A 15,698-nucleotide genomic window follows, 5' to 3' on the forward strand; every position below is an offset into this window, starting at 1 on the left:
TACGTTATAAACGTTAATGCGCTAGGCGAAAGGATTTTTTATGAAGCTGAAGACCACGATCATCGCGTCAGCCTTGTTATCACTCACCGCGCTGTCTGCTCATGCGGCGCAAGAGTTAACTCCTGAGAAAGCAGCGGCGCTGAAGCCGTTTGATCGCATCACGATTACCGGCCGCTTCAATGCCATCAATGAAGCCGTCGACGCCGTATCCCGCCGTGCAGACAAACTGGGTGCCGATTCCTTCTATATCCAGGACAGCAACAACAGCAACAACGGCGGCAACTGGCGCGTCACCGCAGACCTTTATCATAAAGATGCGCCAGAAGTGAGCAAAACACCAAAATACCGCGTATTTAACGGCGTGAACGAACTGCCTAAAGAGGAAGCCTACCTGCTGGAGCCTTACGATACCGTGAGCGTCAGCGGTTTCTACCGCAGCCAGCCGGACATCAACGACGCTATCTCCAAAGAAGCGAAGAAAAAAGGCGCCGCCTCGTTCTTCATCGTGCGCCAGGTTGACGCCAACTCCGGCGGCAACCAGTTCGTTACCGCCTACATCTATAAGGCCGATGCGCCAAAACGCCGCGTGCAGAGCCCGGACGCCATTCCGGCCGATTCTGACGCCGGCCGCGCCGCACTGGCCGCCGGCGGCGCCGCTGCCGCGAAAGTCGAAATTCCTGGCGTCGCGTCTTCCGGTTCGCCAAGCCGCGAAGTGGGTCGTTTCTTTGAAACCCAGTCTTCTACCGGCCAACGCTATACCGTCACGCTGCCTAACGGCACCAAGATCCAGGAAGTGAACAACGTGACCGCCGCGCAGATGGTGCCGTTCGATTCCGTCACCTTCACCGGCCACTTCAACAGCATGACCGATGTCTCCACCGAAGTGGCGAAACGCGCGGCCGAGAAAGGCGCCAAGTACTACCACGTCACCCGCCAGTGGCAGAACAAGAGCGGCGGCAACCTGACCGTCAGCGCCGATCTGTTCAAATAAAACCCGCTTTTCGGTTTACCATCGGGCAGCCCTTGAGCTGCCCGTTTTTATTGCCGCTTTTTTCATCACGCGTTGAATAGTTTTTTGTAAATTCCGCATATTCAATCATTGCATCTCTAATCATCCCTCCGTAAAATTTGCGCCAATTTTTAGGGCTATTGTCTATTCGCGCAGTGGTAGTTAATACATTGTTGCCACCAAGCATTCCCTTCCAGTTGTTTATTCTGCGTTCAGGATCCGTCATTGGAAAAAAAACTCGGTCTTACCGCGCTAACCGCTTTGGTGCTCAGCTCAATGCTGGGTGCCGGCGTGTTCAGTCTGCCGCAAAACATGGCGCAGGTCGCCAGCCCCGCCGCGCTGCTGCTGGGTTGGGGGATCACCGGCGTTGGCATTCTGTTTTTGGCCTTCGCCATGCTGTTGCTTACGCGTTTGCGTCCGGATCTGGACGGCGGCATTTTCACCTACGCCAAGGAAGGGTTCGGCGAGCTGGTGGGCTTCTGCTCCGCCTGGGGTTACTGGCTGTGCGCCGTGATCGCCAACGTCTCGTATCTGGTGATCGTGTTCGCGGCGCTGAGTATCTTCACCGATCGCGGCGGCAGCGTCATTCTCGGTGACGGCAATACCTGGCAGGCGCTGATCGCCGAATCCGCCCTGCTGTGGATCGTGCACGCACTGGTGCTGCGCGGCGTGCAAACCGCCGCCAGCATCAATCTGGCGGCCACCCTCGCCAAGCTGTTGCCGCTGGGAATGTTCGCCGTTCTGGCGGCGATCGCCTTTAAAATGGACGTGTTCACGCTGGATTTCAAAGGCATCGCCCTCGGCAAGCCGGTGTGGGAACAGGTCAAGGACACCATGTTGATCACCCTGTGGGTGTTTATCGGCGTGGAAGGCGCGGTGGTGGTTTCCGCCCGCGCCCGCAATAAGAAAGACGTGGGCCGCGCCACTATGCTGGCGGTGCTGTCGGCGCTGGCGGTGTATCTGATGGTGACGCTGCTGTCGCTGGGCGTGGTGCCGCGCAGCGAACTGGCCGAAATGCGCAATCCGTCGATGGCGGTGCTGATGGTGGAACTGATCGGCCCGTGGGGTGACGTGCTCATCGCCGCCGGCCTGATCATTTCCGTGTGCGGCGCCTACCTGAGCTGGACCATCATGGCGGCGGAAGTGCCGCTGCTGGCCGCGCAGCACGGCGCGTTTCCGCGCGTGTTCGGCAAGCAGAACCGCCATCATGCCCCGTCCTCTTCGCTGTGGCTGACCAACATCGCGGTGCAGCTGGCGCTGGTGCTGATCTGGCTGACCGGCAGCAACTATAACTCGCTGCTGACCATCGCTTCGGAAATGATCCTGGTGCCTTACTTCCTGGTTGGCGCGTTTCTGTTCAAGGTGGCTTACCGCCGCCGCGACAAACGCCTGATCTTCGCCGCCACCGGTGCCTGCGTCTATGGCCTGTGGCTGCTGTACGCTTCCGGGCTGATGCACCTGCTGATGTCGGTGCTGCTGTATGCGCCTGGGCTGTTGGTGTTCATGTATGCCCGCCGCGGCCATCGGGACATCAATCTGCTCAACCGGCTGGAAAAGAGCAGCATCCTCTTGCTGCTGGCGGCCACGCTGCCTGCCGGTTGGCTTATGCTGCACTAAAATCGCCTGTCGATGCGGCTGCCCGTCAGCCGCATTTCGTTTCCCCCCTTCTTTCCTCGTTACCCCGCTACCCGTTGTTGATCCGTCAGTTGCTCCTCTTGCGATCTTAAATGCAATTAATTATCATTATCATCTGAGCATTAACGGCAAGACGCGAGCGCCCCCTGCCGAGAGGCGTCAGGAGGCGGGTTTAGACCGGCTGAAAATGGAAGGCATTTCATGGCTGAAAAACTGCTGCACGCATTACCCTTGTTTGCTGCCTGGGAAGCGCTGATCGCCGAGGGCAACACGGCATTCAATCAGCGGCGCGATCGCCTGGCGATGGCGCACTACCAGCAGGCGCTGGAGGCCGCTCAGGCGCTCGTCGCCGAGCGGCCCTGGCAAAACGCGGAATATACCGAACGGTTTGACGCACTGCATCTTTTCGAATCCGCCCTGGCCGCGCTGATCGTCACGTTCAACAACATCACCCATCTGCGCCTGCGGCAAAAGCCGCTTCGCGGCGTAGAACCCCACGTGCATCAGGCCCGGCTCGCCATCGAGCAACTGATGGACGACACCTCGCTGTGCGAACAGATGCAGCAGATCGCCGAACGGCACCTGCTGCGGTTCCGAATTGAAACGCTGCAGGCGCTGCGCGAGCACCGGCTGCCGGAAACCAGCGTCTGCGCGCCCGCGGCGAACCATTCCGCCACCGTGCATTAACAACGCCACCACGACCTGAGGGGTAATCTGCCAATGAATGAATTGAATGATGAGATGAAAAAGATGCTGGCCAAACAGCTGCCTGTGCAGGCGACCAGCAGCCCAAGCGGCATGCCCGATATCGGCCCCAAGCGCTCTTTGCGCCTGTATGACGACCGTACGCTGATTTACAACGAAAATACCGGCGGCCAGACGCTGCAAAATATCAGGGAAGGATCGAAAATGGCCGTCGTGGTTATCGATCGCGAGGCGCTGGACGGTTACCGCTTCGTCGGCACCCCGGAACTGTTCCTGGCGGGCAAGCCGTTTGACGATGCGCTGGCGTTTGCAGAAAAAAATGGAATAAAGCCGCCGAAATACGCAGTGCTGATTCATATAGACGGCATTTATACCCTACGCTCCGGCCCCAATGCCGGGACCCGGCTTTAAAGGCAGGCCGCTACGCGGCGCGGAATATCACGTTCATGGTTAGGCTATCGCGGCAAGTCAATTGCCTAACCATCAACGAGTGGCCGGGTTGATTCCCGGTCAGCTTTTAGGGGGAATGGTGACGGTCATGCGCTCACCCACCAGGGCGATCGCGATGCCTTCCGCGCACTCTTTCTGAATGGCCGCCAGCTGCTGCGCCTCCAGCTCATAGGGCAGCTGAATATCAAATACCGTCAGACCCTGCTGCTGCGCCAGGTCAATCAGGCGCACAATGTTGGTTTCATCGCTGACCTGGGTTGACACCACCTGCAGCGCCAGCTCTTTCAACTGCTCTTTGCGCGTTTGTGACGTGGTCACGCGCGATTTCAACACCATGCCGAAGATCGGCATCACACCATAAATAGCATCAACAAAGCGCCAGTGCTTCCTGCACGATGCGGACAGAAAATCCATATAGTCGAAACAGATTTTCTCACTGCGCGCGATGGATGCAAGGTGATTGCTGTTCATCCCCTCATTCCTCTCATGGCCAGTGTTAACCCGTGTTCTTTCAAGCCGCCGCCGGGCGACAACCTGAAATGCATTGGGGATCTTACATCCAGAAATGGATAATCATGCGAAGCTTTAACGACTTTCCGCCGTATGATGGCATAATTCCCCTATTGTTTGCCAGTCTGTCCAGGAGCTTTAATCAATGGAACACCCCAACTCTGCCCCGGTGCTGATTACCGGCGGCGCGCGGCGCATCGGGCTGGCGCTCGCCAGAGCGTTTCTCCAGCGCGGCGTTCCCGTCATCATCGCCTATCGCAGCGAATATCCGGCGATGGCCGAGTTGAAAGCCTTGGGCGCCTGCTGCATTCAGGGCGACTTTTCCACGCACGAAGGCATCTACCGTTTCGCCGACCAGGTGCGGCAGGTGGCGCCCAAATTGCGCGCGGTGATCCACAACGCCAGCGCCTGGCAGGCAGAGTCGCCGCAGGTGCCGCCGGAACAGGTGATGGCGACGATGCTGCAAATTCACGTCTATACGCCCTATTTGCTCAACCAACTGCTTGAAACCTGCCTGACCGGCCAGGGCCAGGCCGGCGCGGACATTATCCATCTCACCGACTACGTGGTGGAAAAAGGCAGCGACAAACATATCGCCTACGCCGCCAGCAAGGCCGCGCTGGACAATATGACCCGTTCGTTCGCCCGCAAGCTGGCGCCGGAGGTCAAGGTCAACGCCATTGCGCCGGCGCTGATCATCTTCAATCCTGGCGACGACGAGGCTTATCGCCAGCAGGCGCTGGCGAAATCGCTGATGAAGGTCGCGCCGGGCGAGAGCGAAGTGGTCAACCTGGTGAACTACCTGCTGGAGAGCCGCTACGTCACCGGCCGCACCCACGGCGTCGACGGCGGCCGGCCGCTGCGCTGAGGCCAAGATCCGCATGGCGCATCGCCGCGGGCCGCGCTATGCTGAAATCCGCTTTTCTTATTAAAACACGGGCATATGCATAAAATTGTTTTTGTGGAAGACGATCCCGAAGTCGGCAAACTGATCGCCGCCTATCTGGGCAAACACGACATCGAGGTGTTGATCGAACCGCGCGGCGACAGCGCGCAGGCGCGCATCGCGCGTGAGCAACCCGATTTGGTGCTGCTGGACATCATGCTGCCCGGCAAAGACGGCATGACGCTGTGCCGCGATCTGCGCCCTACCTTCCCCGGCCCGATCGTGCTGCTCACCTCGCTCGACAGCGACATGAACCATATCCTGTCGCTGGAGATGGGCGCCAACGACTATATCCTGAAAACCACGCCGCCGGCGGTGTTGCTGGCACGCCTGCGTTTGCACCTGCGCCAACACGGCCAACAGCCGAAAGAAGAGTCGGTTCAGCCGCTCACCCAGCACAACGCGCTGCATTTCGGGCTATTGTGCATCGATCCGGTCAACCGGCAGGTCACGCTGGGCGAGGAAACGATCACCCTGTCCACCTCGGATTTCGATTTGCTGTGGGAACTGGCGACCCACGCCGGGCAGATCATGGATCGCGAGGCGCTGCTGCAAAACCTGCGCGGCGTGAGCTATGACGGTATGGACCGCAGCATCGACGTGGCGATCTCCCGCCTGCGCCGCAAGCTGTACGACAACGCGCTGGAGCCGTTCCGCATCAAGACCGTGCGCAATAAAGGTTATCTGTTCGCCCCTAACGCCTGGGCATCGGTGCAACAATGAGAAAACTTTTCGTCCAGTTCTTCCTGTTGCTGTTCGTCTGTTTTCTGGTGATGGCGATGCTGGTCGGCCTGGTGTACAAGGTGACCGCCGAGCGCGCCGGCCGCCAGTCGATGGACGATCTGATGAAAAGTTCGCTGTACCTGATGCGCAGCGAGCTGCGCGAAATCCCGCTGAAGGACTGGAACAAGACCATCGCCACGCTGGATCTCAACCTGTCGTTCAAGCTGCATATCGAACCGCTCGGCAAACAGGAACTGAGCGAGGATCTGAAAAAACGGCTGCGGCTGGGGGAAATCATCGCCCTCGACGATCAGTACACCTTTATGCAGCGCATTCCGCGCAGCCACTACGTATTGGTGGTCGGCCCCATTCCTTATCTGTTCTATCTGCATCAGATGCGCCTGCTGGATCTGGTGTTGCTGGTGTTTATCGGCATGTCGCTGGCGCTGCCGGTGTTTCTGTGGATGCGGCCGCACTGGCAAGACCTGCTCAAGCTGGAAAACGCCGCCCAGCGGCTCGGTGCCGGGCATCTGGATGAACGCACCCACTTCGATCCCACCTCCAGCCTGAGCCGGCTCGGCGTGGCGTTCAACCAGATGGCCGACAACGTCAATACCCTGATCGCCAGCAAGAAACAGCTGATCGACGGCATCGCGCACGAGCTGCGCACGCCGCTGGTGCGGCTGCGTTACCGGCTTGAAATGAGCGATAACCTGTCCGACAGTGAGCAGCAGGCGCTGAACCGCGATATCGGCCAGTTGGAGTCGCTGATCGACGAGCTGCTGACCTATGCCCGTCTGGACCGTCCGCAGGTTGCGTTAAACATTGAACCCATCGATCTGCCAAAGTGGCTCGAGGACAAGGTCGATGATATCCGCCTGATCCATCAGGATCGCGACATCCAGCTCGATATCCCGCACGTCGGCGACTTCGGCGGCGTCGATCTGCGCCTGATGGAGCGCGTGCTCGACAACCTGGTCAACAACGCGCTGCGCTATTCCGAACAGCGGCTGCGCGTTGGCCTGTGGTTTGACGGCGACCTCGCCTGCTTGCAGGTCGAGGATGACGGGCCGGGTATTCCGCCGGAAGAGCGCGAACGGGTGTTTGAACCTTTCGTCCGTCTCGATCCCAGCCGCGATCGCGCTACCGGCGGCTGCGGGCTGGGGCTGGCCATCGTCCATTCCATCGCCGTCGCCCACCAGGGACAGGTGTTCGTCGAAGGCAGTTCGCTCGGCGGCGCCAGCTTCCGTTTCTGCTGGCCGGTGAAGCCGACATTCAGTTTAAAAGCCGATCTGGCGTAATGCCGCCAGACCTTCTCATTGGAGCCGAATAATAATGACATCTGCACATTCCAACACGTCTGCTTACGATCACCTGCGCGCCCTGTTCAGCCGGCTGTCGCGTTTCGGCCACCTGTCCGCCATCGCCGGTTGGGACATGCAAACCATGATGCCGCCGGGCGGCAGCAAGGCGCGCTCCGAAGCGCTGGCCGAGCTGAGCGTGCTGCAGCACCAGATTTTAACGGCACAAAGCACCGGCGCGCTGTTGGATCGCGCGCAGCAAGAGACGCTGGACGAACTCGACCGCGCCAACCTGCGCGAAATGCGCCGCCAATATGAAGACGCCGTGCTGCTGCCGGCCGCGCTGGTCGAAGCCAAATCGCTCGCCGGCGCACGCTGCGAACACGCCTGGCGCGCCCAGCGCCCGGCCAACGACTGGGACGGCTTCGCCGACAACCTGCGCGAAGTGGTCAAGCTCAGCCGGGAAGAAGCGCAGATCCGCGCGCAGGCGGCCGGCACCAGCCGTTACGACGCCCTGCTAAACCTGTATGAACCGGGCATGCGCAGCAGCGATCTCGACCGCATCTTCGGCGATTTGAAAACCTGGCTACCGGATCTGCTGCAGCGCGTGGTGGCCAAACAGGCTAACGAGCCCTGCCAGGCGCCGCAGGGTCCGTTCAATGTAGACACCCAGCGCCAGCTTAGCCTCAGCGTGATGAAGCTGCTCGGTTTCAACTTCGACAACGGCCGCGTCGACGTCAGCGCCCACCCGTTCTGCGGCGGCGTGCCGGAAGATGTGCGCATCACCACGCGTTACAACGAGAAAGAGTTTTTGACCGCGCTGCTCGGCATCGTGCACGAAACCGGCCACGCCCGCTACGAGCAGAACCTGCCGCGCGATCTGCTCGGCCAGCCGGTCGCCCTGGCTCGTTCCACCGCTATCCACGAATCGCAAAGCCTGCTGTTCGAAATGCAGCTGGCGCGCGGCAATGAATTCCTGAAGATCTTGCGTCCGTTGGTCACCGCGCAGTTTGGCGAACAGCCGGCGCTGGAAGAGGCCAACTTTATTCGCCTCAACCAGCGCGTTAAACCGGGCCTGATCCGCGTCGACGCCGACGAGGTGAGCTATCCTGCCCACGTCATCCTGCGCTACGAAATTGAAAAAGCGCTGATCGAAGGCGATATCGAGGTGGAAGACATTCCGGCGCTGTGGAATGAGAAGATGCAGGCTTACCTCGGCCTCGACACCATCGGCAACTACCGCAACGGCTGCATGCAGGATATTCACTGGACCGACGGCGCCTTCGGCTACTTCCCGACGTACACCCTCGGCGCGATGTACGCCGCGCAGCTGTTCCAGAGCGTGCGTCAGGCCCTGCCTTCGCTGAGCGAAGATATCGCCGCCGGCAACCTGCAGCCGCTGTTCCACTGGTTGCAGCACAATATTTGGCGCCACGGCAGCCGTTTCCCGACCGAAACGCTGATCGCCAACGCGACCGGCGAAGCGCTCAATCCACGCTACTTCCGTCAGCATTTGGAAACCCGCTACCTGTAATCTCTCCTGGCGCGGCCCCGGCCGCGCCCTTTTCCCGCCTGCATGACCGGATAATGTTTCATAGCGCGCATTCCTTGCCGACAACGCCTTGGCCACAGAGTGGCGGCTGGCTACTCACCATAAGTATGTTGTAACTAAAATAGCAAAAAACGCCGGGCTTTCCGGCCTCTCATCCCAGCGCATGACGGGCGATCATCGCCGCCAGCTGCGGCCTCAATGGCGCGGGCAGGTCATGCCCCATGCCCGGCATGATATGCAATTTGGCGTTGGCGACCGCACGGGCGATCGCAACCCCACCCGCCTTGCGCACCAGCCGATCGCGATCGCCGTGAATAACCAGCGTCGGCACGGCTATGCGCCGGCTATAACGACGCAGATCGCCGCTGCCGAGCAACGCGGAAAGTTGCCGCTGCATGCCTTCCGGATCCACGCCCCGCTTCAGCAACCGCGTCACCAGCGTATCCAGCTCCGCCTCCTCCGGCGGATAAAATCGGGTGCCGAGCGCGCGCAGGAAGGTTTTCATCCCCTCGTGGCGCTGCTGCAGCGTCAAATCGGCCGCAGGCCGGCGCACCAACAGCCATAGCAGCGAAGGGGCCGGCGGCGGTAACAGCGGCTGATTGGTGCTGGAGAACAAGATGCATAACGAGGCGACGCGCTGCGGGTATTCGGCGGCCAGCACCTGGGCGATCATCCCCCCCATCGAAGCGCCCAGTACGTGAGCCTGCGGAATGCGTAAATGATCGAGCAGATGCGCCGCGTCCGCCGCCATGTCCGCCAGGGTATAAGGCACCGGCGTTTGCCAACCGAGCTGGGCGCGCAACATCAGCAGCCACAACGGCTGCGTACGTTGTGCCTGCGTTTTGCCGGAAAGGCCGACGTCTCGGTTGTCATAGCGGATCACCCGAAATCCCTTGGCCACCAGGGCGCGGCAGAAGTCGTCAGGCCACAGTAAAAGCTGTGCGCCGATCCCCATGATGAGCAGCAGCGGCGGGTGCGCCTCATCGCCCCAGTCCTCATAGGCCAGCGGCACCTCGCCCTGTTCGGTCACGCCACAACGAATTGATATCTCGTTCATGTTAAATCCTTTTTACCGTGCCTGGCGGTCATTATAACAGCAATCCCACTCCCCACCGCCGCCCTGTACATTAGGTTACATGCCGAAACCAATCACTCACGGAAAGGCGGACGCCGTTTGCCTACTATCATTTCAACGGCCCCGCAGTGGGGTTGATACCCAAAAGCCATATTGAGGATTCTGCGATGAAAAAAGTATTAGCTCTGGTTGTTGCCGCTGCAATGGGTCTGTCTTCCGTAGCTTTCGCTGCCGAGGCTGCCACCACCGCACCTGCGGCTAGCGCAACCACCGCCACCGCTGCGCCGGCTAAAGCCCAGGTGAAACACCACGGCAAGAAAGCCCCGGTTCAGAAAGCTCAGGCGGCCAAAAAGCATCACAAAAAAGCCGGTGCGAAAGCCCCTGCCCAAAAAGCCCAGGCGGCTAAAAAACACCACAAGAAAGCCAGCCACAAAAAGGCGTAACAACGTGAGGATCCCCTCACCGTTTCAGGCTTGACGTGTACAACACCCGGTTCGCCGGGTGTTTTTTCATCGGGGGTTCGCATTGATGCTGCGCCGCTACCTGTTCGAGATCGTTCTGACCGCCCTGATCCTTTGCGGCCTGATCGCCGTCTTTTTTTACCTGTAGCCTGCCGCATCGCCGGCGGGAAATTATTGAAAAATCAATTATTGCCCATCCACACGGATGCTAAATCAGTCTATAGTTAGCATTCAGTGTGTTTATGGATGATCCGTATTTGTCAGGCAAGAGATCTATGCGCAAATCCGTTTTACTGTTGCTGTGCTCACTCCCGCTCATCGCTGCTCAGGCGGCACGCGCCGACGGCCCGTCCAAGGCCGAGCAAACGCGTCTGTTTTTCGGCAAAGATGAACGCATCAAGGTCACGGATACCACCGCCCAGCCCTGGCAGGCCATCGGCCAGGTCGAAACCGCCAGCGGCAATCTGTGTACCGCCACGCTGATCTCCCCACACCTGGCGTTGACCGCCGGCCACTGTGTGCTGGCGCCGCCGGGGCAACTGGATAAAGCCATCGCCCTGCGCTTCGTGGCGGGCGATAAATCCTGGCGGTATCAAACCGACAATATCGAAACTCTGGTCGACAGCAAGCTGGGCAAAAAGCTGAAGCCGGACGGCGATGGCTGGATCGTGCCGCCCGCCGCCGCCGCTTATGACTTTGCGCTGATCCGTCTGAAAGACAAAAAGCCGCTGCCGATCGCACCGTTGCCGCTGTGGCAAGGCGACAGCAAGGCGCTGACCCAGGCCCTGAAACAGGCCAAGCGGTTGATTACTCAGGCGGGTTACCCGGAGGATCATCTGGATGACCTCTACAGCCACCAAAACTGCAAGGTCACCGGCTGGGCCCAGCAAGGCGTACTGTCGCACCAGTGTGATACCCTGCCCGGCGACAGCGGCTCACCGCTGCTGTTGAAAACCGCCGACGGCTGGCAGTTGATCGCCATCCAAAGCTCGGCGCCGGCGGCGAAAGATCGCTACCGCGCCGATAACCGCGCCCTGGCGGTGCCCGGCATCCGCGAAGCGCTAGACGCCCTGGCGGCAGGCAAGTAGCTCTCATAACGGCGCATCAAGCGCCGTTGCTGTTTCTCTGTTCTCTGAATTTCAACTTGCGCTGCGCCGGCCGTTTGCCGGCCGGCGCGCCCGAACTTAGCCCGAAAGCTGTTCGATAGTTTGCAGAATGCGCTTGTCGGAGATCGGGTACGGCGTGCCCAGCTGCTGCGCGAACAGGCTGACGCGCAGCTCTTCGATCATCCAGCGCACCGCTTTCACCTCTTCCTCCTGCTGCCGCTTGGGCGGCAGCTTGTTCAGCCACTGCTGCCAGGCCTGCTGCACCTGCTCCACCCGCAGCATCTGCGCGCGATCGCGATGCGGATCGATGGCCAGTTTTTCCAATCGGCGTTCGATCGCCTGCAGGTAGCGCAGCGTGTCCGGCAGGCGTTTCCAGCCGTTGCCGGTGACGAAACCGCGGTAGACCAGGCCGCCAAGCTGGGTTTTGATGTCCGACAACGCCAGCGCCAACGACATATCCACCCGGCCTTTCAGCCGTTTGTTGATGTTGAAGACCGCCGTCAGGATCTGCTCAACCTGCCTGGCCACCTCGACGACCGTGTCGTTCAGCTCGGCGCGGATCTGCTCCTGCAGGCGCGCAAAGCCTTCTTCTTGCCAGACCGGGCCGCCGTGTTCGGCGATCAGCTTGTCGATGCCGCACGAAATGCAATCGTCAATCAGCTCCAGCACCTTGCCGTACGGGTTGAAGTAGAGCCCCAGCTTGGCCTTGTTCGGCAGCTTTTCATGCAGGTATTTGATCGGCGAAGGAATATTCAGCAACAGCAGGCGGCGCGTGCCCTGCCACATCGCCTGTTGCTGCTCGCTTTCGCTGTCGAACAGGCGGATCGCCACGCTGTCCTTTTCATCCACCAACGCCGGGTAAGCCTTCATCGAATAGCCGCCGCGCTTCTGCTCGTAAAACGCCGGCAGTTGGCCAAAGCTCCAGACATGCAGATTGCTCTGCTCCAGCCCATCGTCGGCCACCGCCGACAGCGTCTCCTGCACCTTCTCTTTCAGCTGCAGGCGCAACGCGGCCAGGTCTTTGCCTTCGCGCAGCGTCTGATTTTTCTCGCCCACCACGCGGAAGGTCATCTTCAGGTGATCGGGTACCTGATCCCACTGCCAGTCATCACGTGACACGGTCACGCCAGTCATGCGCCGCAGCTCGCGCTCCAGCGCGTCCAGCAGCGGCAATTCCAGCGCCGTGACGCGGCCAAGGAACGCCTCGGCGTAGTTCGGCGCCGGCACGAAGTTGCGGCGCACCGGTTTCGGCAACGATTTGATCAGCGCAATCACCAGCTCGCGGCGGATGCCGGGGATCTGCCATTCGAAGCCCTGCTCCTCCACCTGGTTGAGGATCGGCAGCGGAATGTGCACCGTCACGCCGTCGGCGTCGGTGCCCGGTTCAAACTGGTAGCTCAGCCGCAGCTTGAGGTTGCCCTGATGCCAAAAGTTCGGGTAATCGAGCGCGCTGATCTTGTTGGCGCCGTCCTTGATCAGCATCTCTTTTTCGAAGTTCAACAGATCCGGCTGCTGTTTGACCGCGCTCTTCCACCAGCTGTCGAAATGACGGCCGGAAACCACGTCGTTGGGGATACGGCGATCGTAGAAGCCGAACAGCGTTTCGTCATCCACCAGAATGTCGCGGCGGCGTGATTTATGCTCCAGCTCCTCCACTTCGGCGCGCAGCTTTTGGTTTTCGCGGAAGAAGGCGTGGCGCGTCTGCCAGTCGCCCTCCACCAGCGCATGGCGAATAAACAGCTCGCGGCACAGCAGCGGATCGATGGAGCCGTAGTTGACCTGGCGCGCCGCGACGATCGGCAGGCCGAACAGCGTGACCTTTTCGCTGGCCATCACCGCCCCCTGCGACTTCGACCAGTGCGGTTCGCTGTAGCTGTGTTTCACCAGGTGCTGAGCCAGCGGCTCGATCCATTCCGGTTCGATGCGCGCAGCGATGCGCCCCCACAGGCGGCTGGTTTCCACCAGTTCGGCCACCATGGTCCACTTCGGCGGCTTCTTGAACAGGCCGGAGCCGGGGAAGATGGAGAAGCGGGCGTTGCGCGCGCCGGTGTATTCCTGCTTGTCCGCATCCTTCTGGCCAATGTGCGACAGCAGGCCGGTCAGCAGCGCGGTGTGCACGCTGCGGTAGTCGGAAGGCGTGCTGTTGATCGGCAGCCCCAGCTCTTTCACCACCTGGCGCAGCTGGGTGTAGATATCCTGCCACTCGCGCACCCGCAGGTAGTTGAGGAAATCGTTGCGGCATAGCCGGCGGAACTGGCTGGAGGAGTTCGCCTTTTGCTGCTCCTGCAGATAATCCCACAGGTTGACGAACGCCAGGAAGTCCGAGTCCTTGTCGGCGAAGCGGCGGTGTTTTTCATCCGAGGCCTGCTGCTTGTCCATCGGGCGCTCACGCGGATCCTGAATCGACAGCGCGGCGGTGATGATCATCACCTCGCGCACGCTGCCGCTCTTCTGCGCTTCCAGCACCATGCGCGCCAGACGCGGGTCGATCGGCAACTGCGCCAGCTGGCGGCCCTGCGGCGTCAGCTGATAGTGGCCGTTGTCGGCGGTGGCGATCGCCCCCAGCTCTTCCAGCAGGCGCACGCCATCCTGAATGTTGCGCTTGTCCGGCGCCTCGACGAACGGAAACGCGGCGATGTCGCCCAGCCCCAGCGAGGTCATCTGCAGAATGACCGACGCCAGGTTGGTGCGCAGAATTTCCGGATCGGTAAACGCCGGCCGTGACAGGAAATCCTGCTCGGAGTACAGGCGGATGCACACCCCCTCCGATACGCGGCCGCAGCGCCCTTTACGCTGGTTGGCGGAAGCCTGCGACACCGGTTCGATCGGCAGGCGCTGCACCTTGGTGCGGAAGCTGTAGCGGCTGATGCGCGCGGTGCCCGGATCGATGACGTACTTGATGCCCGGAACCGTCAGCGAGGTTTCCGCCACGTTGGTGGCCAGCACGATGCGGCGGCCGTGGTGCGACTGGAACACCCGGTTCTGCTCGCTGTTCGACAGGCGCGCATACAGCGGCAGCACCTCGGTGTGCGGCAGATTGAGGCGGTTGAGGGCGTCGGCGGTATCGCGGATCTCGCGCTCGCCGCTCATGAAGATCAGAATGTCGCCCGGCCCTTCGCGGCCAAGCTCGTCCACCGCATCGAAAATCGCCTGCAGCTGGTCGCGATCGGTATCGTCGCCGTCGTCGACCACCGGGCGGTAGCGCACCTCCACCGGGTAGGTGCGGCCGGAAACCTCGATGATTGGCGCATTGTTGAAATGGCGCGAGAAGCGCTGCGGATCGATGGTCGCCGAGGTGATGATCACCTTGAGATCCGGGCGCTTCGGCAGCAGTTCGCGCAGGTAGCCGAGAATAAAGTCGATGTTGAGGCTGCGCTCGTGCGCTTCATCGATGATCAGCGTGTCGTACTGCATCAGCAGGCGGTCCTGCTGAATTTCCGCCAGCAAGATACCGTCGGTCATCAGCTTGACCAGGGTATTTTCTCCCACCTGATCGTTGAAGCGCACCTTGTAGCCGACGCTGCCGCCGAGCGGGGTTTCCAGCTCGTCGGCGATGCGGTTGGCGACGGTGCGGGCCGCCAGGCGGCGCGGCTGGGTATGGCCGATCAGCCCTTTCACCCCGCGCCCCAGTTCCAGGCAGATCTTCGGCAGCTGGGTGGTTTTCCCCGAGCCGGTCTCCCCGGCGACAATCACCACCTGGTGATCGCGGACGGCGTTTAATATGTCCTGTTTTTTTTGGCTGACCGGCAGGCTTTCCGGATAGGTAATGCGCGGGCAAGACGCGGCGCGCGCCTGCACTTTTTGCCGCGCCGCCGCGATGTCGCTTTCTACTTCGGCGGCCACCGCCAGCTGGGCATCGGGATTTTTGATTTTTCGTGCGCCCTGCAGGCGACGACGCAGACGTTGTTGATCGCGGAGCATCAGCTCACCCAGTTGGGCCGGCAGTGCCTCGAGCGGAGATTTCACGTTCGGTGTTCCTTGTTTCTTCGCCGCCAAGGCCAGGCTTGGCAACGGTTTGATGTTTTTTTAGCGATTTTTTTGCTTTAGCCGCACAGCCTATCACAAACGGCTTTCTCCCCCTACTTCCGCGAGTAAAGCCTCGCCATGTCATTCAATAAAATCGAACGAAGATCTCGAAATATTGCGCTATCACTGTTGGAGGAATGTGAATAGCATGTACTCCATGCAAGGGACGCTGAGTCCTGATGTCACTGTCACAACGTAA

The 15,698-nt window shown here is 60.5% G+C and carries 14 protein-coding genes; 10 read left to right on the plus strand and 4 right to left on the minus strand.

From position 1 onward, the window contains the following. Positions 1 to 40 precede the first annotated feature (40 nt). Positions 41 to 991 (plus strand): DUF1471 family protein YdgH, encoded by a 951-nt coding sequence (gene ydgH / locus ACJ8PI_RS08575; protein WP_004938291.1) that lies wholly within the window; start codon positions 41 to 43, stop codon positions 989 to 991. On the opposite strand, the gene ACJ8PI_RS08580 is transcribed toward ydgH, so the two are convergent. Then, positions 984 to 1,235 carry a hypothetical protein gene (locus tag ACJ8PI_RS08580; RefSeq protein ID WP_164134188.1) on the minus strand — a complete coding sequence of 84 codons (252 nt, stop codon included), beginning with the start codon at positions 1,233 to 1,235 and terminating at the stop codon, positions 984 to 986. The genes ydgH and ACJ8PI_RS08580 overlap by 8 nt on opposite strands. On the opposite strand from ACJ8PI_RS08580, the gene ACJ8PI_RS08585 reads away from it, so the two are divergent. The 3 genes from ACJ8PI_RS08585 (at position 1,235) to ACJ8PI_RS08595 (ending at position 3,760) form a co-directional block, all read left to right on the plus strand. Next, a complete protein-coding gene (locus ACJ8PI_RS08585; protein WP_319861101.1) occupies positions 1,235 to 2,626 on the plus strand; it encodes an amino acid permease in 1,392 nt (463 codons plus the stop codon). The two genes, ACJ8PI_RS08580 and ACJ8PI_RS08585, sit on opposite strands and share 1 nt — an antisense overlap. A gap of 219 nt (positions 2,627 to 2,845) precedes the next feature. Then, positions 2,846 to 3,331, plus strand: coding sequence for a hypothetical protein (locus ACJ8PI_RS08590; RefSeq protein ID WP_164039323.1), 486 nt, complete (start codon positions 2,846 to 2,848; stop codon positions 3,329 to 3,331). 33 nt (positions 3,332 to 3,364) lie between these two features. Next, on the plus strand, positions 3,365 to 3,760 hold the full coding sequence (locus tag ACJ8PI_RS08595; protein ID WP_033653069.1) for a pyridoxamine 5'-phosphate oxidase family protein: 396 nt from the start codon (positions 3,365 to 3,367) through the stop codon (positions 3,758 to 3,760). Positions 3,761 to 3,859: 99 nt separating this feature from the next. Here the strand turns inward: ACJ8PI_RS08595 and ACJ8PI_RS08600 are convergent, their stop codons facing one another. After that, on the minus strand, positions 3,860 to 4,270 hold the full coding sequence (locus tag ACJ8PI_RS08600) for a hypothetical protein (RefSeq protein WP_033648426.1): 411 nt from the start codon (positions 4,268 to 4,270) through the stop codon (positions 3,860 to 3,862). Between the two features lie 184 nt (positions 4,271 to 4,454). Here ACJ8PI_RS08600 and folM point away from each other — a divergent pair, with 184 nt between their 5' ends. From folM to ACJ8PI_RS08620, 4 genes are all read left to right on the plus strand, one after another. Continuing rightward, complete coding sequence (folM, locus tag ACJ8PI_RS08605; protein ID WP_086579906.1) at positions 4,455 to 5,177, plus strand: dihydromonapterin reductase; 723 nt, start codon at positions 4,455 to 4,457, stop codon at positions 5,175 to 5,177. 75 nt (positions 5,178 to 5,252) lie between these two features. Then, entirely contained in the window at positions 5,253 to 5,978 is a 726-nt protein-coding gene (gene rstA / locus ACJ8PI_RS08610) for a two-component system response regulator RstA (RefSeq protein WP_047567293.1), read from the plus strand. Continuing rightward, positions 5,975 to 7,279 (plus strand): two-component system sensor histidine kinase RstB, encoded by a 1,305-nt coding sequence (gene rstB, locus ACJ8PI_RS08615; RefSeq protein WP_033648428.1) that lies wholly within the window; start codon positions 5,975 to 5,977, stop codon positions 7,277 to 7,279. The genes rstA and rstB overlap by 4 nt, the downstream gene beginning before the upstream one ends. A gap of 34 nt (positions 7,280 to 7,313) precedes the next feature. Beyond that, entirely contained in the window at positions 7,314 to 8,813 is a 1,500-nt protein-coding gene (locus ACJ8PI_RS08620) for a carboxypeptidase M32 (protein WP_164134186.1), read from the plus strand. Between the two features lie 169 nt (positions 8,814 to 8,982). On the opposite strand, the gene ACJ8PI_RS08625 is transcribed toward ACJ8PI_RS08620, so the two are convergent. After that, positions 8,983 to 9,888: an alpha/beta fold hydrolase gene (locus ACJ8PI_RS08625; RefSeq protein ID WP_164134185.1), complete on the minus strand. Its 906-nt coding sequence runs from the start codon at positions 9,886 to 9,888 to the stop codon at positions 8,983 to 8,985. A gap of 185 nt (positions 9,889 to 10,073) precedes the next feature. On the opposite strand from ACJ8PI_RS08625, the gene asr reads away from it, so the two are divergent. Together asr and ACJ8PI_RS08635 are read left to right on the plus strand one after the other, a co-directional pair. Then, entirely contained in the window at positions 10,074 to 10,349 is a 276-nt protein-coding gene (gene asr, locus ACJ8PI_RS08630) for an acid resistance repetitive basic protein Asr (RefSeq protein ID WP_033648431.1), read from the plus strand. A gap of 293 nt (positions 10,350 to 10,642) precedes the next feature. Further along, on the plus strand, positions 10,643 to 11,455 hold the full coding sequence (locus ACJ8PI_RS08635; RefSeq protein ID WP_033634660.1) for a trypsin-like serine peptidase: 813 nt from the start codon (positions 10,643 to 10,645) through the stop codon (positions 11,453 to 11,455). A 96-nt stretch (positions 11,456 to 11,551) separates the two neighbouring features. Here ACJ8PI_RS08635 and hrpA read toward each other — a convergent pair whose 3' ends face one another. After that, complete coding sequence (hrpA, locus tag ACJ8PI_RS08640) at positions 11,552 to 15,439, minus strand: ATP-dependent RNA helicase HrpA (protein WP_164134184.1); 3,888 nt, start codon at positions 15,437 to 15,439, stop codon at positions 11,552 to 11,554. Positions 15,440 to 15,698 lie beyond the last annotated feature (259 nt).

The sequence above is a fragment of the Serratia sp. CY82433 genome, from assembly GCF_052166535.1.
In the GTDB taxonomy this organism is placed as follows: Bacteria; Pseudomonadota; Gammaproteobacteria; order Enterobacterales; family Enterobacteriaceae; genus Serratia; species Serratia sarumanii.